A 20,277-nucleotide genomic window follows, 5' to 3' on the forward strand; every position below is an offset into this window, starting at 1 on the left:
GGGCGCCGGGGCGAGGGGCGGCCGGCGTGCGGCAGGCCGTCGCGCCGGCTCACAGCAGGCCGTTGGCCACGAGGAACTTCCCGGCGACCTCGGCCGGGGTCAGCCGCACGGTGTCGACGGCCCGGTTGAGCTGCTGCACGGCCTTCTCGGTCAGCAGCGCGTCGACCTTGTCCAGCGTCTCGGCGAACTTCGGCCCCTGTTCCTCCAGCACGTCCTTGTGCACGACGGGAGCCACGTTCTGGAACCCGTAGAAGCCCTTGTCGTCCTCGAGCAGGGTGTAGTTCCCGCGGGCCAGCTGCGGATCGGTGGTGAAGACGTCGGCGGCCTCCACGTCACCGTGGTCCAGCGCCTTGTACTGGAGGCCGATGTTGAGGGACCTGACCTTGGTGTCGGTCAGGCCGTACTTCTTGACCAGTTCGGTGTAGCCGAGGGCCCCGGAGATGTTGTCGGGGTACTCGGCGAACCGGACATGGCCTGCCTTCTCGAGGTCACCGATGGTCCGCAGGCCGTACTTCTTCGCGAACGCGGGCTTGACGGCCACCGCGTTCTTGTTCTGGAACGGGGTGGGCTCCAGCATCGTCAGGCCGCGCTTCTCCTGGAACGCCTTGGCCTTGACGAAGGTGTCCCGCGCCGAGTGCGGGATGCTCTCGTCCCGGGCCAGCACCTGGAGGATCACCCCGGTGTACTCGGGGTACAGATCGATCTGACCTGAGGTGAGCGCCCCGTCGATGATCTCCGTACTGCCGATGTTGTTCTTCAGCTCGACGTCGTAGCCGGCCTTGGTGAGAGCCTGCTTGTACATCTCGCCGATGATCCACTGCTCGGTGAACTGCTTGGCTCCGATGACCACGGTCGGCCGCACACCGGTCGCCGAGGCGGCGCCCCCGCAGCCGGTCAGGGCCGCCAGGCACACCAGCGCCAGCAGTCCCGCCCACGCGCGCTGCCGCGCGCCGGCCCTCACACCTGGTCCCGGGGGACGGTGAAGGACCACGTGCGCGCGAAGACCTGCCGTTCGCCCTCGCCCTCGGGGCCGGGCAGCCCCTCGTAGGCGCGCAGCGTGTTGACGACGAGGAAGTCCTCGCCGTCGGCCGTCATCCGCGAACGGGTGTGCACGCGGGTGGCCCACTCCTCGCGGCGGATCGTCTCCTCGCGCTCGCACTCGACGACGGCCGAGTGCGGGTCGCCCTCGGTCAGCTGGAAGCGGTTCAGATCGCGGCCGGTGCGGGTCAGCCCGTCGGCGTGGTCGGTCATGGTGCCGTCGGCGGGTGTCGTCACGATGGTCTGCTCGCCGCTCTCCTGGTCGAAGGCGACCGTCCGCGCCCCCGGGATACCGGCCAGCTCGATGCTGTGCGGCGGGCCCTCGCGGGGCGGCGCGAACGCCGGCAGTGCCGCCTCATCGGCGGGCCGCGGCGCGCGCACCGGGAGGGTCAGCTCCCCGTGCCCCGTCTCCACCGTGACGGTGGTGCGCTGCGGCGACGGCCACATCCACGGCCACAGCGAGGCCGAGACGGACACCCGGATGCGGTTGCCGGCGCCGAAGGCGTGCCCGATGGCGAACAGCGGCACCCGCACGTCGTAGGTCTTCCCGGGCTCCAGCGGCTCGGGCGCGGCGTGGCCGTCCCGGTGGGTGAGATTGAGCAGTCCGGCGGTGACCAGCTTCGACGAGCCGTCCGGGAACACCTCGCACAGCCGGACCGCCAGCTGTGCCTGCGGCCGGTCGGCGCTGACGCGCAGGGTGACGGAGGGGGCCCCGAGGATCTCGACGGTCTCCTCCAGCACGGGCCCGGTGAAGGTGCACGAGCGTCCGTCGTCCGCGGCCTGATCCCCGTACTGCCCCGGCACGTCGCCGAACTTGAGGAAGTCGCCCGACGCCGCGCCCAGCGCGAGGGGGGAGCGCAGCAGTGCCGTGGCCGCGCCGTCCGACCAGGCGCTCAGCGGGTGGCGCCGGTCGGTGACGCCGGGAGCGGGCCACGAGGGTTCGGCCACCCAGCGGCCGGGGCGCTCCTCGTGGTCGCTGCCGACGGGTGCCGGGTCGGGCATCCAGGCGCGCAGCCGCGGTTCGTCCATGATCCCGTTGTCGACGCCGCGCATCCAGTGGTCGAACCAGCGCACGCACTCGCCCTGGAAGTCCATGGCGGGCCCGGGCTCCGCCTGGTGCGGGTAGGTGTGCGCCCACGGGCCGATGAGCGCCTTGACGGGGGCCTGCTGCGGGTCGAGGTGCTCCAGCAGCCGGAAGACGGCACCCCGGTAGGGGTCCAGCCAGCCGCCCACGGCGTAGACCGGCACCTGGATCGCGGAGTGGTCCTCGCACACCGAGCCGTGCTGCCAGTAGGCGTCGCGCCGCTGGTGGCTGAGCCAGGTCTCCGCGTACGGGACGGTCGCCTCCAGCCGCTCCAGCCACTTCTCGCGCCAGCCGTCGCCGAGGACCGCCGGGTCGCCGGGGCGGGCGTTGTAGGCGAGCATCGTCGCCGCCCACGGCAGCATCTCGGACGCCAGCAGACAGCCGCCGGCGTAGTGCACGTCGTCCGCGTACCGGTCGTCGGTGGAGCAGACGGTGACGATGCAGCGCAGCTGCGGAGGGCGCAGCGCGGCGATCTGGAGACCGTTGAAGCCGCCCCAGGACTTGCCGATGATCGCGACCTGTCCGTCGGACCACTCCTGCCGCTCGATCCAGGCCAGCACCTCCAGCGCGTCGTCGAGCTCCTGCTGGTGGTACTCGTCGAGCATCACGCCGTCCGAGTCGCCGCTGCCCCGGCAGTCGACGCGCACGGCGGCGTACCCGGCCTGCGCGAACTGCCCGTGCAAGGTGGCGTCACGCGGTGCGGTGCCGTCGTTCTTGCGGTAGGGGATGTACTCCAGCACGGCCGGCACGGGCCCCTGGACGCCTTCGGGAAGCCATACCCGCGCCGCGAGCCGCGTGCCGTCCTCGAGCGGGATCCATATGTGCCGCAGCACGCGCACGGCGTGCCGCCGCTCGGAGGGGCCGCCGTGCGCCGACGGTGCATAGTTATGTGCGGTTTCGGGGCTGTTCTGCTGACTGCTGGTGGACCGGGCGGTGCTCATGGGGTGGCACCCTAGACGAGCACCCCTCGGCGAATTGCCGGGTATGTGGCGCAATTCGATCGTTGTGCGCCGATGAACAAGAACACAGGAATGAAGCCTTCCGTTCTGGGTAGACCAGCTCCCATCTGCATGTTCATGCGTGCCAATGTCTCATCATGCGGACCGCCCCGGGTGGCGGGGCGGGCGGGGGCGTGTCGGAGTGGCCGAAAAAGGAAGTAAGGTTTGCCTAAGTGGTAACCCCCTGATTTCCGGAGCACCTGATGTCGATACGCCTGAGCGGTGGCGGCAAGCGCGCCGCCGCCACCGTCGCCCTGTCCCTCGCCGCCGCGCTGACGCTCTCCGCCTGCGGCGGCTCCTCCGACGGTGACGGCGGCGACTCCGGCGGCGGCAAGGGCAAAACGAAGGAGAAGGTGGCGCAGGGCGGCGAGGACTTCGCGAGCGCCGCGAAGAAGACCGCCTCCTTCGGCACGGACGCCAAGCCGGGCCAGTTCCCGCGCACCATCACCCACGCCATGGGCAAGACGGAGATCAAGCACCGTCCGAAGCGGGTCGTGGTGCTGGACGTCGGCGAGCTGGACAACGCCGTCTCCCTCGGCTTCAAGCCCGTCGGCCTCGCCCCCACCGAGGGTGACAACGCGATCCCGAGCTACCTCAAGAAGCAGGCGGGCCACCCCGAGAACATCGGCACCATCAACAACCTCAACCTGGAAGCCATCGCCAAGCTCAAGCCGGATCTGATCCTCGGCAGCCAGCTGCGCGCCGCCGACAAGTACAAGCAGCTCTCGGCCATCGCCCCCACGGTCTTCTCCATCCGCCCCGGCTTCACCTGGAAGGAGAACTACCTCCTCAACGCCGCGGCTCTCGACCGCACCGAGCAGGCGAAGAAGAAGCTGGACGCGTACGAGCAGAAGGCCGAGAAGCTCGGCGACGACCTGGGCGACAAGAAGCCCACCGTCTCGATGGTCCGCTACATGCCGGGCACCATCCGGCTGTACGCGAAGGCGTCGTTCATCGGCACCATCCTCCAGGACGTCGGCCTGCCCCGCCCGAAGAACCAGCAGGTCAACGACCTTGCCACCGAGATCAGCCCCGAGCGCATGGACGAGGCCGACGCGGACTGGATCTTCACCGGCGCCTACGGCGACCCCAAGGCCACCGACCGCGCCAAGGCCCAGGACAGCCCCCTGTGGAAGAACCTCCGCGCCGTCAAGGACGGGCAGGCCAAGGATGTGAACGACGAGACCTGGTACCTGGGCCTCGGCGTCACCGCGGCGGACAAGGTCCTCGACGACCTGAAGAGCTACCTCGACAAGTAGCCGCTGCCCCGACAAGCAGCCCTTCACCTTCTTCGTGCCCCGGCCCTGCGCGGCCCCGCGAACGGCGGGACCGCACAGGGCCGGGCGCGTCACACCAGCCGGCCGATGCCGCCGTACCAGGAGACCTCCGCGTGCGAGGGGCGCTCCGACTCCGGGACGGTCGCACGCCAGTCGGACACCACCTGGATGCCCGGCTCCACCAGCTCGAAGCCGTCGAACAGCTTCGCGAACTCCGCGCGGTCCCGCAGCGTGAGCGGCACCCCCTGGGCCCGGTAGGCGGCCTGCACACCCAGTGCCGTCTCGGGGGATATCTCGGCGGTCGCGTGCGACAGGACGAGCACACTGCCGGGGGCCAGGGCTTCCCGCAGCTGCGCCACCAGCCCGGCCGGGTCCTCCTCGTCGGAGATGAAGTGCAGGATCGCCACCGCCAGCACGGCGACCGGCTGCTCGAAGTCGATGAGCGCCTTCGTCTCGGGGTGGTCGATGATCGAGCGCGGTTCGCGGAGGTCCGTCTCGATGACGGTCGTCCGCGCGTCGGTGGACAGCAGCGCCCGCCCGTGCGCCAGGACGATCGGGTCGTTGTCGACGTACACCACCCGTGCCTGAGGGTCGTGCTGCTGGGCGACCTGGTGGACGTTGTGGGCGGTCGGCAGGCCCGAACCGATGTCGAGGAACTGGTTGATGCCCGTCTCCTCGACCACGTACCGGACCGCACGACCGAGGAAGGAACGGTTCTCCCGGGCGGCGGTCCGCAGCGTCGGGAACGCGGACATCGCCGCCTCCGCGGCCTTCTGGTCCGCCGGATAGTTGTCCTTGCCCCCGAGGAGATAGTCGTACATACGGGCTGAATGGGCCTCATGGGTCCGCAGCCCCGTCCCGCTGGACTCGAAGATGCCCGCCTGCTCCTCAGGGGTGTACGTCATGCTTCCTCCGCTCGTGGCCGCAACTGACCGGCGTGGCACGCCAGATGACCTGCCTGCTCGGGAGGAAGCCTAACCGCCCTTCCGCCACGCTCGACGGCGGGCCGACGGTGCGGTGCGGCACCGAAGAGCCCTCCCGAACCGGTGCGGTCCCACGTTCAGTGCCGGACCAGGCCGCCCACCGGTACGGGGGCGACATGGCCGGTCGCCGGCAGCGTCCGCGCCAGGGTAAGACCGACCTCGACCAACGAGGACCGGCGCAGACCGGCGACATCCCCGAGCGGGGTCCAGACCGCCTCCGCGATCCCGCCGTCCGGCTCCGGCCGAAGCCGGCCGCCGGTGACACGCAGGCGGTAAAAGACGCCGACGTTCTGGTGCTTCTCCCCGCGGCGCGCCTCGGCGGCGGGGATCACCCGCGAGTCCACGCCCAGCAGGCGCTCGACCACCGCGTCGTAACCGGTCTCCTCGGCGACCTCCCGGACCACCGTGTCGATGGGGTCCTCCGCGTGCTCCACCCCGCCGCCGGGCGGAGTCCAGGTGCTCCGCCCGTCCGAGGACACATGACGGCCGAGCAGCACCCGTCCGTCCTCGACGCACACCCCGTACGCCGCCAGCCGGAAACTCATCCTCGCCACTCCTCCCCACCGGGCGGGGCCGCCCCGGCGTTCCGCACAGCGCCAAGCCCTGGCCGCCCTCGCCGGACCAACTCGCCCCGCGGAAGCGCATGGTGGCACAACGGCGAGCTGCCCGCCGCCCGGCGACGAGCCGTCCCGGCGCCGGCCGCCGGGCAGGGGAGGCGATGATGGAGGGATGACCGCCGACCCGCGTGCTCACGCCTTCAACTCGGCCGCCGCCCAGTACGCGGCGAGCCGGCCCGCCTACCCGCCCGAACTCCTCGACACCGTCGAGGAGTTCCTCCAGCGTCCGCTCGCGGAGGTCCGCGCCGCCGACATCGGCGCGGGCACGGGCATCGCGACCCGTCTCCTGCGCCGGCGCGGCGCCGACGTGATCGCCGTGGAGCCGGGTGAGGCGATGGCCGCCCGGTTCCGCCGCACACTCCCCGAAGTACCGCTCGTACGGGGCGACGGCAACGCCCTCCCGCTCGCCACCGCCTCCCGCGACCTGCTCACGTACGCGCAGTCGTGGCAGTGGACCGACACCACCCGCTCCGTCCCCGAGGCGATGCGGGTCCTCGGCTCCGGCGGGGCACTCGCCGTCTGGTGGAACACCACCGCCTTCGACGTGCCGTGGCTCCGCGCCCAGCACGAGCGCATCGCCCGCCACTGCGGAGTACCACCGCGTCCGGTCACCCGCCCCGACGACGGCGAAGCCGTCCGGCGCGCGGGCCTGACCGGGCTGCGGGTGACCCGCCGGCAGATCCGCTGGAGCCGGGTGGTCCCCCTCGGCACGCACCTGGACAACGTCGGCAGCCGCTCCGCGCTCCTCGCCCTCGGCACGGAGGCGATGAGCGCCTTCCTCGACGAGGAGCGCCACCGGCTGCGGGCGCTCTTCCCCGACGAGGCCGTCGAGGAGATCTATGTGGCCGACCTGCTGGTGGCCGCCCGCCCCTGACACACAGCGGCGGTCTTGGCGGACGGCGCTGCCCGCCGCATCATCGACGCATGTCAGCCATCCGCAAGTGGCCCGATCCCGAAGCGGCGCGCAGCACCCTCCACGAGGCCGCGGTCGAGGCCGTACGGGAAATCGCGGCACAGACAAACGTGCGGGTGGCTGCCGTGCGGCGTCTCGGCCCGCCGCGGAACCGCCGTCAGACACGCCATGCCCTTGCGACGATGAACGCGTTCGACGCCTGGTGCCGGCAGGCGAGCGCGGTGCTGCGCACCGTACCCGCGCGGGAGGCCGGCACCGCGTTCGCCCGCTTCCGCGGCGCGGTCCTCGACATCCCGGTGCCGCCGCTCCACGGGGCGGCGGTGAACCTGCAAGCGCTGCCGTACCACCGCCCGGCGTCGGCCGCCGCTCCCGTCGCCGCCTTCCGGCACGCGGCGGACACCCTGACGGAACGGCTGCGCACCGTGGAACCGCAGCCGCTCCCGGAGCTGCGGCCACCCGGCTCCGCGCGGCTGAGGGAGGGAGTGCTCGCCGAGACGGTCGACGAGCGGATCGCCGCACTGCTGGAAGCCGCCCCCCGAACGGCGCTCTCCTTCCGGGCCTGCGCCGCGCTGCTGGACACCTCCTTCCTCACCCGGGAGGTCGGCCGGCGCTTCGCCGCTGCCACCGAGGGCTTCTCCGCCCTGGAACACCGCCCGCCGCCCGGTGCGCCGGTGCCCTGCCGCCGGCTCGCGCCCGCGTACACGTCCGTCGCCGCCGACTACCTGCTGCGGGTGCGGGAGGCGCTGCCGGCGTACGCGGAACACTCCGGCCAGACCCCGCCATACGACCCGGCACCCACCCACCGCACCGGGGGAGCAGGCGGTTGAGTGCGGCCGGTGACGCATGCGCCGGCGGCCTGGTGACGGGCGTCGGCGCACCCCGCCGGAGCCGAGCGCACCGGCACGGCTCGCCGGGAAGTGCCGCCGTCAGCCCCACACCTGGGAGACCGCGCGGGCACTGAGCGCCTCCAGCCTGCGGGCCTGCGCCGCCGCCCGGTCCAGCAGTTCGGCCAGCCTCCCCGCGTCCAGGCGCGGCTCGCCGTCCGCGAGCACGGCCAGCGTGCGCCAGCACGCCGTCTTGGCCTGCACGCCCAGCCGCATGGCCTCCAGCTCCAGCACATCACTGAGCGGCGAACGGCTCAGCAGGCCGCCGTTGAGTTTCAGCCGCCCGGCCTTCTCCGCCACCCATCCCGCCGTCACCCGCGCCTGGCGTACGGGGACACCCAGCCGCACCATGATCTCGACGAGTTCCTGCCGGTCCTCGGCGACCTCGCGGGCCAGCTCCTCCAGTTCCGGCCCCAGCGGCCCGCCCCGGTGGGTGCCCGCCGTCCGCCGCAGCAGTTCGGCGCCGGCGGTGGCGCCGGTGAGGTGGTCGTTGAGGTAGATGCGCAGCATCGAGACGCGGGTGGGGGGCATGGCGACCTTCCGGAGCGATCGGGGCGGGCACGACGGCTCGTGTCCTCGCCCGGCTGAGCACGGCACCCGCCGGGCGAGCACGCACCGGCCCTGACCTTTACCGCGCGGCGTCCGCGTCCAACCGCCCCGCACACCCGATCACCGGGGACCGCGAGAGCAGGACACAACCTGTCCGCCACCTCTGGAACGGTGGACCGCACGATCCGCCGGAGAGGCCCACGGCCCCCGGACACGAGACGGCCGTCCGCACAGCTCCCGCCGTGCTGCACGGCCGTGCCCCCGAACCATGGAAAAACCGAGGAGAAGCCATGCCCGTCACGACCACCACCCATCTGAACTTCCGGGGCGACGCGCGGGCGGCGCTGGAGCACTACCGGTCCGTCTTCGGCGGGCGTCTGTCCGCCATCACCTACAAGGACATGGGCTCCGTGCGGAACGAGAACGAGGCGGACTGGGTGGTGTGGGGCGAGGTGGCCGGCGACAACGGCTTCCACATCATGGCCTACGACGTGCCCTCCGACCTGCCCTGGGACCGGGGCACCGACCCGTTCTTCGTCTCCGTACGCGGTGACGACGCGGACGAGATCAGCGCCCTGTGGCAGAAGCTGGCGGAAGGCTCGACGGTGCGCCGGCCCCTGGAGCCCGCGCAGTGGGCACCGCTGTACGGCATGCTCACCGACCGTTTCGGCGTCACCTGGGTGCTGGACGTCGCGGCCCCCTACAACGGCTGACCGCACACCTGCCGCACATCTGCCGCGCACCGGCGCCCTCCCGCCCCAAGGAGGGCGCCGGTGCGCGGGGCGGCAGACCGCCGCCGGCCGGCCCGCAACCCCGCTCCCTGCGGCCCGGCCGGGCAGCCCCCGCTCCTCCGTTCACCCCGTCCGGCAACCGGACACCGCCGGTCCGCAGGGCAGATGCTCTTTGACAGCGGTCCGGACGACCGCATAGCTTTCCGGTCACCTGTGTCGCACAAGGATCCGAGGGAGGGCAGCGCCGTGACGACTCCGCGTCTCACCCAGCGCCGCTACCTCGACCTGCGGCGGTCCACCAGCACGGGATGTTGAGCGGCACCCTTCCCGCTCTCCCGTCGCCCTTTTCCCCGCATCATCACCCTGGACCGCCATGCCCTCCGCCCGCATACCGCGGCGGCTGTCGCGGCGCGGCCTGCTGTCGCTGGCCGCCGCTTCCGCCGTCACCGCCTCCGGTTCCGCACTGCTGACCGCCTGCGGCACCGGCGCCGCCTCCGGCGGCAAGGTCGTGCCCTTCTACACGACCGAGTCGGACCCCAAGTCGCTCGCCTTCTACCGCTCCGTCATCAGACGGTTCGAGCGCGAGCACCCCGGCGTCACCGTCAAGATGACGCTGTACTCGGACGAGAACCAGCTCCAGTACCTCCAGTCGGCCATGCAGACCGGCACCGACATCGGGGTCTTCGCACCGCCCGCCGCGAACATCCTCGACTGGGCCGTCAAGGGCTATCTGCTGCCCCTCACCGGCATGATCGAGGAGATCGGCGAGGACGATTTCCTGCCCGGCACCCGCATCATCCACCGCGGCGAGGACTACGCGATGCCGTTCCAGGCCAACGCCTCGGTGCTCTACTACCGCAAGGACCTCCTCGACAAGGCCGGCATCGAACCGCCGCGCACCTACGGCCAGTTCCTCGGCGCCGTCCGCGAACTGCACGGCAGGGACGGCATCGACGGCATCTCCTCCGGAGCAGGCAACACCCCGGGGATGACGACCCAGTTCCTCGCGCCGTACGTCTACCAGGCGGGCTGGGACTACTACGGACCCGACGGCGAGGTGCTGTTCGGCAAGGACGAGGTGCTCGCCGCGGTCGAACGGCATGTCGCGATCATGCGGTACGGCCGCAAGGGCGCCTACAACACCAACTATCCGGACCTGATGAACACCTACATCTCCGGGAAGGCGGCCTTCGCCACCATGGCGGGCCGGCTCGGGGTGAACCTCGCCGCACAGAACCCCAGGATCGCCGAGGTCACCGGTGTGCTGCCGGTCCCGGCGGGCCCGTTTCGCACGGGCCGGCTGGCGTACGGCGGCAAGAACCAGTACAGCGTCTTCGCGCACACCCGGCACAGACGCGAGGCCAGAGCCTTCCTGAAGGAACTGACCACGGGCGACAACGCGCTGGGCTTCTCCCTCACCGTCCCCGGCCATCTGATCCCGCCGCTGAAGTCCGTCAGGGACCGGCTCCGCGACGAGATCGGCCGCTCCCAGGACCCCTATCTGCGGAAGCACGGCGACTGGGTGCGCACCATCCTCGACCTCGTCCCGCACGCGATGAGCCCCGACATGGCCATGGGCTCGGTCGTGGACGGGCGCTACGACGGCAAGCTCTCCAACCCGTGCCCCTGGGCGGGCAAGGCGTGGGCGCCACCGCCGGCCGACGCCACGATGGTGCAGTCGATCCTGCTGCGCGGCGACGACCCCGAGCAGGCCTGGCGCAGGGCGGTGGACCAGTTCGCCTTCGCCGCCCGCGACTGGCGGAGGGCCAACCCCGAGTGGAGGCCCGCGGCATGACTTTCCCGAGACCGGGACGCGCCCTCCAGTACGCGGCACTGGCCGCCGTCGTTCTCGTCGCCGACCTGCCGCTGCTGTGGATCGTGAGCACGGCCGTCAAACCCGACGAGGAGATCATCTCCTACCCGCCGACGTTCTTCCCGCACACGTTCACGCTCGAGAACTTCCGCACCCTCTTCGAGATCTCCTCCTTCGGCACCTACCTGGTCAACTCCCTGATCGTGGCCGCCTGCTCCACACTCGCCGTGGTGGTGCTGGGCCTGTGCGCCGCGTACGCGCTCGTCCGGTTCCGCATCCCGGGGCTGCGCTGGGTCGGAGAGCTGTCGCTGTTCGCCTACCTGGTGCCGCCGATCCTGGTGCTGGTGCCCGTCTCGCAGCTGGTGGCGCGGTTCGGGCTGGCCAACAACCTCGCCGCGCTCGTCGTGATCTACACGGCCACGCTGCTGCCGTTCGCCCTGTGGACGCTCCGCTCCTGTTTCCACGGGCTGACCGTCGAGCTGGAGGACGCCGCGATGGTCGACGGCTGCACCCGCTTCGGCGCGTTCGTACGGGTCGTGCTGCCACAGTCGGTGCCGGGGGTGGTCGCCACCGCCGTGTTCGCCTTCAACGCCGCCTGGAGCGAGTACCTGTTCGCCTCCACGCTGATGGCCGACCCGGAGAAGCTGACCCTCAGCCCGGGACTCTCCCTGCTGATGGACCAGACCAGCGTCTACTCGTGGGGCGTGCTCATGGCCGCCGCGCTGATCGTCGTCGCACCCGTGCTGATGCTGTTCGTACTCGTCCAGAAATTCCTCGTCGGCGGCATCGGACAGGGGGCCGTGAAATGACAGCCGTCACCGGAAGCCCGCCAGCGCGCGGCGCCGCCTCCCCGTCCCCGTCGCGCCCAGCGCGGCCCCCGCGTCCCGAGAAGGCCCCGCGCCGGGGCCTGTCCGACCGCACGCTGGGCACCCTGATGCTGCTGCCCGCGCTCCTGCTGCTGCTCGTCTTCGCGGCCTACCCCTTCCTCGCCTCCGTCTTCGACAGCTTCTTCCACGTCGACTTCCTCACCCGCGAACACACCTTCCTCGGCCTCGACAACTACCGGCGGCTGTGGGAGGACCCGGCCGTGCGGGGCGCGTTCGGACGCAGCGTCGCGTGGGTCGCGGGGAACGTGGTGATCCAGGCCGTCGCCGGGGTCGCGGTCGCGCTGCTGCTCAACGCCGGACTGCGCGGCCAGACCCTGGCACGCGGGCTCGTCCTCTTCCCCTACGTGGTCCCGGCCGTGGTCGCCGCGATGGTGTTCCGCTTCGCCTTCAACGACACCTCCGGCATGGCCGGACACCTGCTGCGCACACTCGGGCTCACCGACAGCCTCGTCGACCCGTTCGCCGACCCGGCCACCGTGATCGCCGCACTGGTCGCCGTGAACTGCTGGAAATACGTGCCGTTCATCGTGATCGTCGTCCTGGCGCGGCTCCAGACACTGCCCGGCGAACTGCGCGAGGCCGCCGCCCTGGACGGCGCCGGACGCATCGGCGTCTTCCGCCACGTCACCCTGCCGTGGATCGCGCCCGCGCTGATCGTCGCCATGCTGATGCGCACCATCTGGACCGCCTACGACTTCGACCTGCCGTACCTGCTCTCCGGCGGCGGCCCCATGGACACCTCGACCACCGTCCCCCTGGAGATCCGCAAACTCGCCTTCGCCGACCAGGACCTGGGGCTGGCCTCCGCGCTCGCGGTGTGCGTGGCGATCCTGCTGGTCGCGGGAGCGCGGCTGTACCTGCGCGCCTACCGGGCCGGCGAGGACGCGGCGGGCTGACCGGGCCGAACCCCCGCCCCCGATGACGAGAAAGGCACCATCCATGTCCGACGTGATCGACACCGTCGCCGGTACGCCCGCCGCGCTGCGCACGTACCGCGAGACGGTGTACGCCCGCACACAGGGCGCCCACGACGCGCTGCTGACCGGCGGCACCGCCGGCAGCCGGCTCACCCTCCCCGAACGGGCGGCACTCGCGGCCCACACCGCCGAACTGGACGGCGCGCCCGCACTGGCCGCCCACTACCGGGCACTCGGCCCGGCACCCGCCCCCTCCGACCGGTTCACCGCGCTGCGGCGCCACGCCCGCCTCCTCGTCCTGGCCCCCTCCACGGCCGGCCCCGAGGACATCGCGGCCCTGCGGGACGCCGGCTGGAGCGCCCCGGACATCGTCACGGCCTCGCAGCTGATCGCGTTCGTCACCTACCAGACGCGGCTCGCCGCCGGACTGCGGGCGCTCGGCAGCCTCCCGGCAGAGGGCGGCGAGCTGCCCGCGTACCTGGCCGCGAGCGAGGGCCGGCCGTTCACCGCCGACGCACTGGAGTGGGACGCGTGGGTGGAGACCGTGGACGTGGACCGCGCCACCCCCGAACAGCTCGCCGTGCTGGAGGAGTCGCTGCCGACGGCGAAGACCTCCCCCTACTACCTGGCGCTCGTCCACGACGTGACCGCGCTGCGTGAGAGGTCCCGGCTCTACAACGCCATCATGTACGCGCCGCGCGGCCTCGACCGCCGCGACCGGGAACTCGCCGCACTCGCCGTCTCCCGCGTCAACGGCTGCGTGTACTGCGCGTCCGTGCACGCGCGGCGCTTCATCCAGCTGGCCAAGGACGCCGCCCCCGCCGAGGCGGTCCTGCGCCACGGCACCGCGGCGGACACGGGAACCGCCCGCCGCCGCGCGGTCACCGACTTCGCGGTACGCCTCACCCGCGAGCCCCAGCGCCCGCTCGACCTGGCGGCGCTGCGGACGGACGCGGGCCTGGGCGACACGGAGATCCTGGACCTGATCCACGTCGTCGCCGTGTTCGCCTGGGCCAACCGCCTGATGCTCACCCTGGGCGAGCCCCGCCCGATCCCCGAGGAGACCACAGCATGACCGCCACCCCCGACCATCCCCTCATCGACGCGGCCCGCCGGCTGGCCGGCGACGTCCTGGCACCCGCGGCCGAGCGGCACGACCGCGAGGGCGTCACACCCGAAGCCGTCGCGGCCGTCAAGGCGTCCGGCGTCCTGGGGGTCAACGCACCGGCGGAGTACGGCGGTGCCGGGGCGCCGGCCGCCGTCGGCCGGGAGATCGCCGAGATCCTGGCGGGCGCCTGCTGCGCCACGTTCTTCGTCCAGGCACAGCACCACACCCCCGTACGCACCCTCGCCGCGGCCGGCGAGGAGCCGAGCGCGGCCCGCGACCGCTGGCTGCGCCCGCTGAGCGAGGGCACACAACTCGCGGGCATCGCCTTCTCGCATCTGCGCGCCTACCCGAAGCTGCCGGTCCGCGCCACCCGGGTGCCGGACGGCTGGCGCTTCGACGGGCGCGTGCCCTGGTACACGGGCTGGGGCCTCAACGACGTGTTCCTGCTGGGCGGCGCGACCGAGGACGGTGAGGTGGTCTTCGCCGTCGCCGAGGCCCGCGAGCAGGCCGGCCTCACCGCCACCCCGCCGCTCCAGCTCGCCGCCCTCACCGGCACCCGCACGGTCGGTCTGCTGCTCGACGGCCTGGTGCTGCCCGACGACGCGGTCGCCCTGCGCACTCCGTACGAGCGGTGGGCGACGGACGACCGTCCCAAGAACACCAACACCAATCCGGCCGTCTTCGGTGTCGCCCGCGCCGCCCTCGATCTCCTCGACGCCTCCGGCGACGGTGAGGCGAAGGAGACCGCCGGCATCCTCCGCACCCGCCTGGACGCGGCCCGCCGCGACGCCTACGCGCTCGTGGACGAGGTACCGCCCGCCGAACGGCTCGACGACAGGCTCGCCGTCAAGATGCGCGCCTACGAGGTGCTGCGCGCCGCCACCACGGCCGCCGTCGCCGCCGGCGGCGGCCGTGCCTTCGGGCTGTCCGCGCCGGCCCAGCGCCTGGCCCGCGAGGGACTGTTCCTCGTCGTCCAGGGGCAGACCGCCGAGGTCCGCACGGCACATCTGAGGGCACTGCGGGCGTGACGCCGCGACCGGCCGGGCCGGGCCCGCACCGGGCTACCGCGCCGGCGGGATCCGGTACACGGACACGTGCGAGGGCGACTCGGAGGTGAACGGGGCGCCCGACCAGTCCGCGTGCCGGCACTCCAGCTCGAACCCGGCGAGCCGCGCCATCAAGTCCAGCTCGGCCGGCCAGATGTAGCGGTGGTGGCTGCGGAACAGCTCGGCCTGCCGTGTGCCGTCGAAGCGGAAGTGGTGCGACACCAGACGCTGGTTGAGGAGGTCGTAGGTGTCCAGCCCGATGTAGCCGGCATCCGACTGGAAGACCGTGGCCGTCCGGCCGGGCGGCAGCGCGCGCAGTTCGGGCACTCCGAGCTCCACCACGAAACGGCCGCCCGGCGTCAGATGCCGGGCGGCGTTGCGGAAGCAGGCGACCTGCTCGTCCTGGGTGAGCAGGTTGGAGATGGTGTTGTAGACGAGATAGACGAGGGTGTACTCGCCGGGGGCGAGGGCGGTCGCCATGTCCCCGAGGACGACGGGGACGGCCGTCTCGTCCGCCTTGCCGCGCAGTTGTTCGACCATCGCCGGGGACAGCTCGATGCCGCTGACCGCGACTCCCCGCGCGGCCAGCGGCACGGCCACCCGGCCGGTGCCGACGGCGAACTCCAGTGCTCGGCCCGCCCCGGCGAGACGGGCCAGGTACTCCACGGCCGGTTCCACCACCTCGGGCGCGAACATGCCGGTACCGGGTGTGTCGTAGCGCCGCGCGGTTTCGGCGTCCCAGATGTGCTGCTGCATCCGTCCACGGTCGTCGCGCGGCGGTGCGCTGTCCAACGCTTATGCGCCGTCCCCGGTGCGCGCCGGCCAGGGCGTCAGGAGACGAACCCGCGCGTCACATGCGTCCCCGACCCGGCGTTCTCGGCGTGGTAGCCGGACTCGCCCACGCAGTCGCTGTACTCGTAGTTGGCCCGGGAGGTACCGTGCAGACCTCCGGCGTCCGTGGAGGTGGGACCCCCGAAGACCACGTCGGACCTGGGCATCTGCGCGCAGCTGGGGATACCGAGGTAGTACTCCACGAAACCGCCCTGCGAGCCTTGCAGGTTGCCGCTGCCCGCGGGCAGCGTGTACGTGCCCAGATGGGTGGCCTTGCCGGTGACGGTGTCCGTGGCCGTCCCGGTCCAGGTGTCGGTGCCGGTCTTCCGCACCGTGATGTCGTAGCGGTGGCCGTACACGCCGTCGAAGTCGACGGCGCAGGTGACGCCGGGGCCGCCGTCCGCACCCTGGTGACACAGCGGGTCGGTGGTGGTGGCGCCCTCGGTGAAGGTGGAGAAACGGGCCGACAGCCGCTCCCGCGAGCCCTGGTTCTCCCTGGGTTGCAGCCCCGTGTAGCCCATGCCGTCGGCGAAGTCGTACTGCTGCGCGAAGTAGATGCCGGCCTTGTGGGCGGTCTCCGGGTTGACGGTGATGGGGAAGGTGATGTCGGTCATCCCCGAGGAAGGTGCGTCGGCGATCGACCAGCTGACCGACACGTTGCCGCCGCCGACGTCGGCGACCGCCGAGGGGGTGGCCGCCACGAGCAGTCCAGCGGCCACGGCGGCGGGCAGCGCGTACCGGCGGAGTGTCCCGACTACTGACATGCGCGTCCTCTTCTCCGTGTGGGGGTGCCCGCATTCTGTCCACGCCGCCGGGACCGCTCCATGGACTTACGCGCGCCGCCCGTTGGACTCCTGTGCACGCGCACGCCCCGCCCGGCCCGCGCGAGTCACGGCTTGGGCACGTCCCGCCCGGCACCCCGCCGGTGGCGACGCCACCCGGCGGCCCGGAGCGGGAGCGCCGGGTGGCAGTCCGGCTCAGGCCGGGGCGCCCGAGGGCAGGGGACCGGGAAGGTCTCCCGGTGGCATGGAGGTCGGCCTGCGACCGCCGCGGCGCCGGGCGGAGCCCGCCAGACAGCACGTGGCCAGCAGGGCGACGGCTCCCAGGGCGGCACCGGCCCAGCTCAGCCGGGTCATCGCGGTGGTGAGCGGCATCCAGGTGGTGAGCAGCCCCACGGCGACGGCCGGCGTACCGGACCCCAGATAGAAGAGGAGGTAGAGCGCGGCCCCGATACCGGCGCGCTGCCCCGCCGGGGTGCGGGCGTCCACGGCCCGGGCGGCGCCGCCGGAGGCCAGCCCGTGCCCGACGCCCGCCAGCAGCGCGGAGCCCAGCGTGGCGAGGAGCGAGGTGGCGCCCGTGGCCGCGAGCAGCAGCAGGCTCCCGGTGAGCGCGGCGGCTCCGGACCGCTGCGCCGTGTGCGGGGCGCAGCGGCTCCACACCAGCTGCGCCAGCAGCGACCAGAGCAGCACCGAGCCGAGTACGGCGCCGGTCAGGGCGGGGTCGTCGGTGTGCCGGGCCCGTCCCAGCAGTGTGGGCAGGAGGGCGAGGTAGACGCCGACGACGGCCCAGGCGAGGAAGCCGTTGAGCCCGGCGACGGCGAAGAGCGTCCGCATGGACCGCGGGATGTGGGGCCGGACGGGCTTCCACCGGCGCTGCGCCCTGCGGGTGGCGGCGGGTTCGGGCACGGTCCGGTGGAGCCGGTGCCACACCCATGCCAGCAGGAGGAGATGGAGCAGGTAGGGGGTGGTCAGCGGTGCGGGCACGTACCGGGCGAGCAGGCCGGAGGCGGCGGGCCCCACGGCGGTGCCCGCGGCGAACGCCAGGCTGGCCAGCAGGGGACCCCCGATACGGGCCGCGGGGCTGCGGTGCCAGGTGATGAGTGCCTGTGCGGCCCCGGTGGCGGCGCCCAGGGCGAGGGCTTGGCCGACGCGTCCGGCGAAGAGCCAGGCCGGGCTGTGGGCGAGGGCGAAGCAGCAGGAGCCGGCGGCGGCGAGCAGCACGCTCAGCCGCAGGACCGGACGGTGTCCCACGGCGTCCGCGGCCGGGCCGCACAGCAGCAGCGCGGGCCCGCTGACGAGCGCGAACGTCGCGAACAGCAGGGTCATCACGAGGTCGTCGTAACCGAAGAGGCGCTGATAGTCGGGGTAGAGCGGGCTGGGAAGGTAGGCGCCCGCGGTCAGGACGACCACCAGGAGTCCGGCGGTGCGCACGGCCTTGCGGTCGGCGCGGCCCGGTATCCGCTCACGCCGCATGCGCCGGGCGCCGCCGTCCGGGCGGGCCCGGCCCGTGGGCCGGTGCGCTCGGAGAGGGTGGTTGTGGTGTGTGCTCCGTTCCGGTGTCACTCGCTGATCAGTCACGTGGCCAGTGTGCGAGCGGAAAGCGGCGAGGAAAATCAAATGATTTTGGCTGTGATCATGCAAAATGATTGCATGATCGACTCTCGGCTCCGGATCCTCCAGATGGTCGCCGAGCACGGAACGGTGACCGCGGCGGCACAGGCGCTGCACTACACCCCCTCCGCCGTCTCCCACCAACTGCGCAGACTCGCGGCCGATGTGGGAGCGGAACTGGTCGTGCAGCAGGGCAGAGGGATCCGGCTGACGAACGCCGCGCGGGTCCTGCTGCACCACGCGGAGCGCCTCCAGGAGCAGTGGCAGCTCGCCCGTGCCGAGTTGGCCGCCGCGGGCAGCGAACCCACCGGCCGGTTCACGCTGTGCGGCTTCTCCACAGCCGCGAGCCGGCTGCTGCCGCCGGCCGCGGCGGGACTGCGCGACGCCTACCCGCGGCTGACCGTCCGGATCATGGAGGCCGAGCCCGACCGCTGCTTCGACCTGCTGCTCGCCGAGGAGGCCGACCTCGCCCTGCTGGTGGTCACGGCGGACTCGCCCCCCATGACGGACGGCCGCTTCGACCAGCAGCCGCTGCTGGACGACCCGCTGGACCTGGTCGTACCGCAGGACCACCCGCTGGCGGCGCGGCGGCGGGTCACCCTGGCCGACGCGGCCCGGGAGCCGTGGATCCTCGGCAGCCCGGGCACCACCTACCACCAGCTCGTCCTCGCGGCGTGCATGACCGCCGGCTTCACGCCCCACATCGCGCACTACGCGGACGAGTGGGACACCGGCACCGCGCTGGTGGCCCACGGTCTCGGGGTCATCCTCGTACCGCGCCTGTCCCGGCTGCGGGACGATTCGCCCGTGGCACGCGTCCCCCTGCACGGGGAGCCCGCGCCCGCCCGCCGCATCATGGCCGTCACCCGGCTCGGTGCCCGGCGGAACCCGACGCTCACTCACGCGGTGGAGACGATCACGGCGACCGCCCGGCAACTGCTCCCGCAGCAGTGAGCGGACTGCCCTCTCGGAGGGCGCGCCCTGTCCGGGACGCCGGCCGGGCGAGGCGCCGACCAGCCCGGACACCGCCCCGCATGTCCGGGACGGCACGGGCGCCTTGCCCCGGCCGCCGGGCCGTCGAACGATGCGCGGTGCCCCGCTCTCCACGGCGGGCACGGTTCCCATCCGACGACCGAAGGGTACGGTCATGCCCGGATCGACGCTCACATACGTACGGACAGCCGTCGCGGTGCTCTCACTGGCAGCCGTCGGCACCCTCGGGGTCCCGGCCGCGGTCGCGGCCGGCGCCGCCCCCGAAGCGGTCACTGCGGCCCAGGCCTGCTCGTGGGACCGGGGCGCGCCGCCGAGCAATCTGAACCCCTACAGCACCACGGACCGCGCGGCCGACACGGCGCCGGTCCGCATGGGCCCGTACGGTGACTGCACGAAGGTCACCTCGTACTCGGCCGGGACCTCCGTGCCGGTGAACTGCTACGTCACCAACAGCTACGGCAACACCTGGTCCTACGTCCGCGGCAGCGGCTGGGTCTGGGACGCCCATCTGAGCAACGGCGGCTCCCCGCACCCCTGCCGGTTCTAGCCGGCGCCGGAGGCGGGACAGGGGGGATCGCCGAGGGGCTGCGGCCGGGGGAGCGCAGCCCCTCGGGGTGACGTGCATGCCGCGGCCTGCACGTCACCCCTCGTCGGTGTCGCCTTCCCGCTGCTCGCCCTTGCCCGGCGCCTGGAGGCTCCACAGCCGCCCGTCGGGGTCGCGGACCGTCATCAGCCGCGTCCCGAAATGGGTCTCCTCGAACGGGGTGACCACCTCGACGTCGGGGTCGAGCCGGAACGCGTCGGCGTCCGGGACCTTCAGCACCAGCTGCATCCCGGTCTCCTGGTCCTCGGGGACCTCCGCGATGAAGAGGGTGGGGCCGTCGCCGTGGCGCAACTGCCCGGAGTTGTGGTCCGTGGCGAACTCCAGCTCGTAGCCGAGTTTCTGGAAGAATTTCGCGGCCTTGCCCCAGTTGTGGGTCTCCATGAAGACGGCCTCGATGCCTTCGGTCGCCATTCAGACCTCCTTGTCAGACGCTTGCTCCGGGCCCGTGTGCGGGGCATCGAGGTAGACGCGCAGTGCCTCGGCCACCAGCGCCGACAGCGACAGCTCGGCCTCGATGGCGCGGTGTTTGACCTGCTTGATCAGTCCGATCGGCAGATACACGTTGAACTGTTTCACTTCCTCGTCTCCCACGAGGAGCGATGCTAACAAGCACG

Annotated in this window: 20 protein-coding genes and 1 pseudogene; 11 read left to right on the forward strand and 10 right to left on the reverse strand. The window is 72.4% G+C overall.

Annotated elements, in window-relative coordinates:
* Positions 1 to 49 precede the first annotated feature (49 nt).
* Entirely contained in the window at positions 50 to 961 is a 912-nt protein-coding gene (locus IO40_RS0117335; protein ID WP_016471204.1) for an ABC transporter substrate-binding protein, read from the reverse strand.
* Positions 958 to 3,063 (reverse strand): CocE/NonD family hydrolase, encoded by a 2,106-nt coding sequence (locus IO40_RS0117340; protein ID WP_016471205.1) that lies wholly within the window; start codon positions 3,061 to 3,063, stop codon positions 958 to 960. The genes IO40_RS0117335 and IO40_RS0117340 overlap by 4 nt, the downstream gene beginning before the upstream one ends.
* Positions 3,064 to 3,323: 260 nt before the next feature.
* On the opposite strand from IO40_RS0117340, the gene IO40_RS0117345 reads away from it, so the two are divergent.
* A complete protein-coding gene (locus IO40_RS0117345; RefSeq protein ID WP_016471206.1) occupies positions 3,324 to 4,379 on the forward strand; it encodes an ABC transporter substrate-binding protein in 1,056 nt (351 codons plus the stop codon).
* 89 nt (positions 4,380 to 4,468) lie between these two features.
* Here the strand turns inward: IO40_RS0117345 and IO40_RS0117350 are convergent, their stop codons facing one another.
* Positions 4,469 to 5,302 (reverse strand): SAM-dependent methyltransferase, encoded by an 834-nt coding sequence (locus IO40_RS0117350; RefSeq protein WP_016471207.1) that lies wholly within the window; start codon positions 5,300 to 5,302, stop codon positions 4,469 to 4,471.
* Positions 5,303 to 5,457: 155 nt separating this feature from the next.
* A complete protein-coding gene (locus tag IO40_RS0117355; protein ID WP_016471208.1) occupies positions 5,458 to 5,925 on the reverse strand; it encodes an NUDIX hydrolase in 468 nt (155 codons plus the stop codon).
* 184 nt (positions 5,926 to 6,109) lie between these two features.
* On the opposite strand from IO40_RS0117355, the gene IO40_RS0117360 reads away from it, so the two are divergent.
* Both IO40_RS0117360 and IO40_RS0117365 read left to right on the forward strand, forming a co-directional pair.
* The gene (locus tag IO40_RS0117360; protein ID WP_016471209.1) at positions 6,110 to 6,871 is read left to right on the forward strand and encodes a class I SAM-dependent methyltransferase; all 762 of its coding nucleotides are present in this window, start codon (positions 6,110 to 6,112) and stop codon (positions 6,869 to 6,871) included.
* Positions 6,872 to 6,921: 50 nt separating this feature from the next.
* Complete coding sequence (locus tag IO40_RS0117365; RefSeq protein WP_137016912.1) at positions 6,922 to 7,737, forward strand: hypothetical protein; 816 nt, start codon at positions 6,922 to 6,924, stop codon at positions 7,735 to 7,737.
* A 99-nt stretch (positions 7,738 to 7,836) separates the two neighbouring features.
* Here IO40_RS0117365 and IO40_RS0117370 read toward each other — a convergent pair whose 3' ends face one another.
* The gene (locus tag IO40_RS0117370) at positions 7,837 to 8,325 is read right to left on the reverse strand and encodes a hypothetical protein (RefSeq protein ID WP_016471211.1); all 489 of its coding nucleotides are present in this window, start codon (positions 8,323 to 8,325) and stop codon (positions 7,837 to 7,839) included.
* A 308-nt stretch (positions 8,326 to 8,633) separates the two neighbouring features.
* On the opposite strand from IO40_RS0117370, the gene IO40_RS0117375 reads away from it, so the two are divergent.
* The 6 genes from IO40_RS0117375 to IO40_RS0117400 all read left to right on the forward strand — a co-directional run bounded on the left by IO40_RS0117375 (position 8,634) and on the right by IO40_RS0117400 (position 14,827).
* Complete coding sequence (locus IO40_RS0117375; RefSeq protein WP_031175710.1) at positions 8,634 to 9,056, forward strand: VOC family protein; 423 nt, start codon at positions 8,634 to 8,636, stop codon at positions 9,054 to 9,056.
* A gap of 391 nt (positions 9,057 to 9,447) precedes the next feature.
* The gene (locus IO40_RS0117380; protein ID WP_030405512.1) at positions 9,448 to 10,869 is read left to right on the forward strand and encodes an ABC transporter substrate-binding protein; all 1,422 of its coding nucleotides are present in this window, start codon (positions 9,448 to 9,450) and stop codon (positions 10,867 to 10,869) included.
* A complete protein-coding gene (locus IO40_RS0117385; RefSeq protein ID WP_031175711.1) occupies positions 10,866 to 11,696 on the forward strand; it encodes a carbohydrate ABC transporter permease in 831 nt (276 codons plus the stop codon). The genes IO40_RS0117380 and IO40_RS0117385 overlap by 4 nt, the downstream gene beginning before the upstream one ends.
* Positions 11,693 to 12,670 carry a carbohydrate ABC transporter permease gene (locus IO40_RS0117390; protein WP_016471215.1) on the forward strand — a complete coding sequence of 326 codons (978 nt, stop codon included), beginning with the start codon at positions 11,693 to 11,695 and terminating at the stop codon, positions 12,668 to 12,670. Before IO40_RS0117385 ends, IO40_RS0117390 begins: the two co-directional genes overlap by 4 nt.
* Positions 12,671 to 12,713: 43 nt before the next feature.
* Positions 12,714 to 13,766 carry a CMD domain-containing protein gene (locus tag IO40_RS38845; RefSeq protein ID WP_234336558.1) on the forward strand — a complete coding sequence of 351 codons (1,053 nt, stop codon included), beginning with the start codon at positions 12,714 to 12,716 and terminating at the stop codon, positions 13,764 to 13,766.
* A complete protein-coding gene (locus tag IO40_RS0117400; RefSeq protein ID WP_031027654.1) occupies positions 13,763 to 14,827 on the forward strand; it encodes an acyl-CoA dehydrogenase family protein in 1,065 nt (354 codons plus the stop codon). Before IO40_RS38845 ends, IO40_RS0117400 begins: the two co-directional genes overlap by 4 nt.
* Positions 14,828 to 15,241: 414 nt before the next feature.
* Here IO40_RS0117400 and IO40_RS39815 read toward each other — a convergent pair.
* From IO40_RS39815 to IO40_RS0117415, 3 genes and pseudogenes are all read right to left on the reverse strand, one after another.
* Positions 15,242 to 15,601, reverse strand: a pseudogene (locus IO40_RS39815) (class I SAM-dependent methyltransferase); the annotation flags it as partial.
* 74 nt (positions 15,602 to 15,675) lie between these two features.
* Complete coding sequence (locus IO40_RS0117410) at positions 15,676 to 16,440, reverse strand: DUF3472 domain-containing protein (RefSeq protein ID WP_031175713.1); 765 nt, start codon at positions 16,438 to 16,440, stop codon at positions 15,676 to 15,678.
* A 213-nt stretch (positions 16,441 to 16,653) separates the two neighbouring features.
* Positions 16,654 to 18,033, reverse strand: a complete 1,380-nt coding sequence (locus IO40_RS0117415; RefSeq protein WP_234315449.1) for an MFS transporter — start codon at positions 18,031 to 18,033, stop codon at positions 16,654 to 16,656.
* Between the two features lie 72 nt (positions 18,034 to 18,105).
* On the opposite strand from IO40_RS0117415, the gene IO40_RS0117420 reads away from it, so the two are divergent.
* The gene (locus IO40_RS0117420) at positions 18,106 to 19,020 is read left to right on the forward strand and encodes a LysR family transcriptional regulator (protein WP_031175714.1); all 915 of its coding nucleotides are present in this window, start codon (positions 18,106 to 18,108) and stop codon (positions 19,018 to 19,020) included.
* A gap of 193 nt (positions 19,021 to 19,213) precedes the next feature.
* A complete protein-coding gene (locus tag IO40_RS0117425) occupies positions 19,214 to 19,606 on the forward strand; it encodes a hypothetical protein (RefSeq protein ID WP_016471222.1) in 393 nt (130 codons plus the stop codon).
* Between the two features lie 93 nt (positions 19,607 to 19,699).
* Here IO40_RS0117425 and IO40_RS0117430 read toward each other — a convergent pair whose 3' ends face one another.
* Together IO40_RS0117430 and IO40_RS0117435 are read right to left on the reverse strand one after the other, a co-directional pair.
* Positions 19,700 to 20,074, reverse strand: coding sequence for a VOC family protein (locus tag IO40_RS0117430; RefSeq protein WP_016471223.1), 375 nt, complete (start codon positions 20,072 to 20,074; stop codon positions 19,700 to 19,702).
* Positions 20,075 to 20,254 carry a hypothetical protein gene (locus tag IO40_RS0117435; protein ID WP_030405520.1) on the reverse strand — a complete coding sequence of 60 codons (180 nt, stop codon included), beginning with the start codon at positions 20,252 to 20,254 and terminating at the stop codon, positions 20,075 to 20,077. It abuts the gene before it with no gap.
* Positions 20,255 to 20,277 lie beyond the last annotated feature (23 nt).

Origin of the sequence: Streptomyces albus subsp. albus (assembly GCF_000725885.1) — a bacterium.
GTDB lineage: Bacteria > Actinomycetota > Actinomycetes > Streptomycetales > Streptomycetaceae > Streptomyces > Streptomyces albus.

What these genes read in the sequence shown, in the direction of transcription:
- IO40_RS38845 (WP_234336558.1), top strand. Translation starts at nt 12,714, where the DNA reads ATGTCCGACGTGATCGACACCGTCGCCGGTACGCCCGCCGCGCTGCGC.
- IO40_RS0117430 (WP_016471223.1), bottom strand. Translation starts at nt 20,074, where the DNA reads ATGGCGACCGAAGGCATCGAGGCCGTCTTCATGGAGACCCACAACTGG.
- IO40_RS0117410 (WP_031175713.1), bottom strand. Translation starts at nt 16,440, where the DNA reads ATGTCAGTAGTCGGGACACTCCGCCGGTACGCGCTGCCCGCCGCCGTG.
- IO40_RS0117380 (WP_030405512.1), top strand. Translation starts at nt 9,448, where the DNA reads ATGCCCTCCGCCCGCATACCGCGGCGGCTGTCGCGGCGCGGCCTGCTG.
- IO40_RS0117420 (WP_031175714.1), top strand. Translation starts at nt 18,106, where the DNA reads ATGATCGACTCTCGGCTCCGGATCCTCCAGATGGTCGCCGAGCACGGA.
- IO40_RS0117385 (WP_031175711.1), top strand. Translation starts at nt 10,866, where the DNA reads ATGACTTTCCCGAGACCGGGACGCGCCCTCCAGTACGCGGCACTGGCC.
- IO40_RS0117370 (WP_016471211.1), bottom strand. Translation starts at nt 8,325, where the DNA reads ATGCCCCCCACCCGCGTCTCGATGCTGCGCATCTACCTCAACGACCAC.
- IO40_RS0117400 (WP_031027654.1), top strand. Translation starts at nt 13,763, where the DNA reads ATGACCGCCACCCCCGACCATCCCCTCATCGACGCGGCCCGCCGGCTG.
- IO40_RS0117360 (WP_016471209.1), top strand. Translation starts at nt 6,110, where the DNA reads ATGACCGCCGACCCGCGTGCTCACGCCTTCAACTCGGCCGCCGCCCAG.
- IO40_RS0117340 (WP_016471205.1), bottom strand. Translation starts at nt 3,063, where the DNA reads ATGAGCACCGCCCGGTCCACCAGCAGTCAGCAGAACAGCCCCGAAACC.
- IO40_RS0117425 (WP_016471222.1), top strand. Translation starts at nt 19,214, where the DNA reads ATGCCCGGATCGACGCTCACATACGTACGGACAGCCGTCGCGGTGCTC.
- IO40_RS0117375 (WP_031175710.1), top strand. Translation starts at nt 8,634, where the DNA reads ATGCCCGTCACGACCACCACCCATCTGAACTTCCGGGGCGACGCGCGG.
- IO40_RS0117345 (WP_016471206.1), top strand. Translation starts at nt 3,324, where the DNA reads ATGTCGATACGCCTGAGCGGTGGCGGCAAGCGCGCCGCCGCCACCGTC.
- IO40_RS0117365 (WP_137016912.1), top strand. Translation starts at nt 6,922, where the DNA reads ATGTCAGCCATCCGCAAGTGGCCCGATCCCGAAGCGGCGCGCAGCACC.
- IO40_RS0117355 (WP_016471208.1), bottom strand. Translation starts at nt 5,925, where the DNA reads ATGAGTTTCCGGCTGGCGGCGTACGGGGTGTGCGTCGAGGACGGACGG.
- IO40_RS0117390 (WP_016471215.1), top strand. Translation starts at nt 11,693, where the DNA reads ATGACAGCCGTCACCGGAAGCCCGCCAGCGCGCGGCGCCGCCTCCCCG.
- IO40_RS0117350 (WP_016471207.1), bottom strand. Translation starts at nt 5,302, where the DNA reads ATGACGTACACCCCTGAGGAGCAGGCGGGCATCTTCGAGTCCAGCGGG.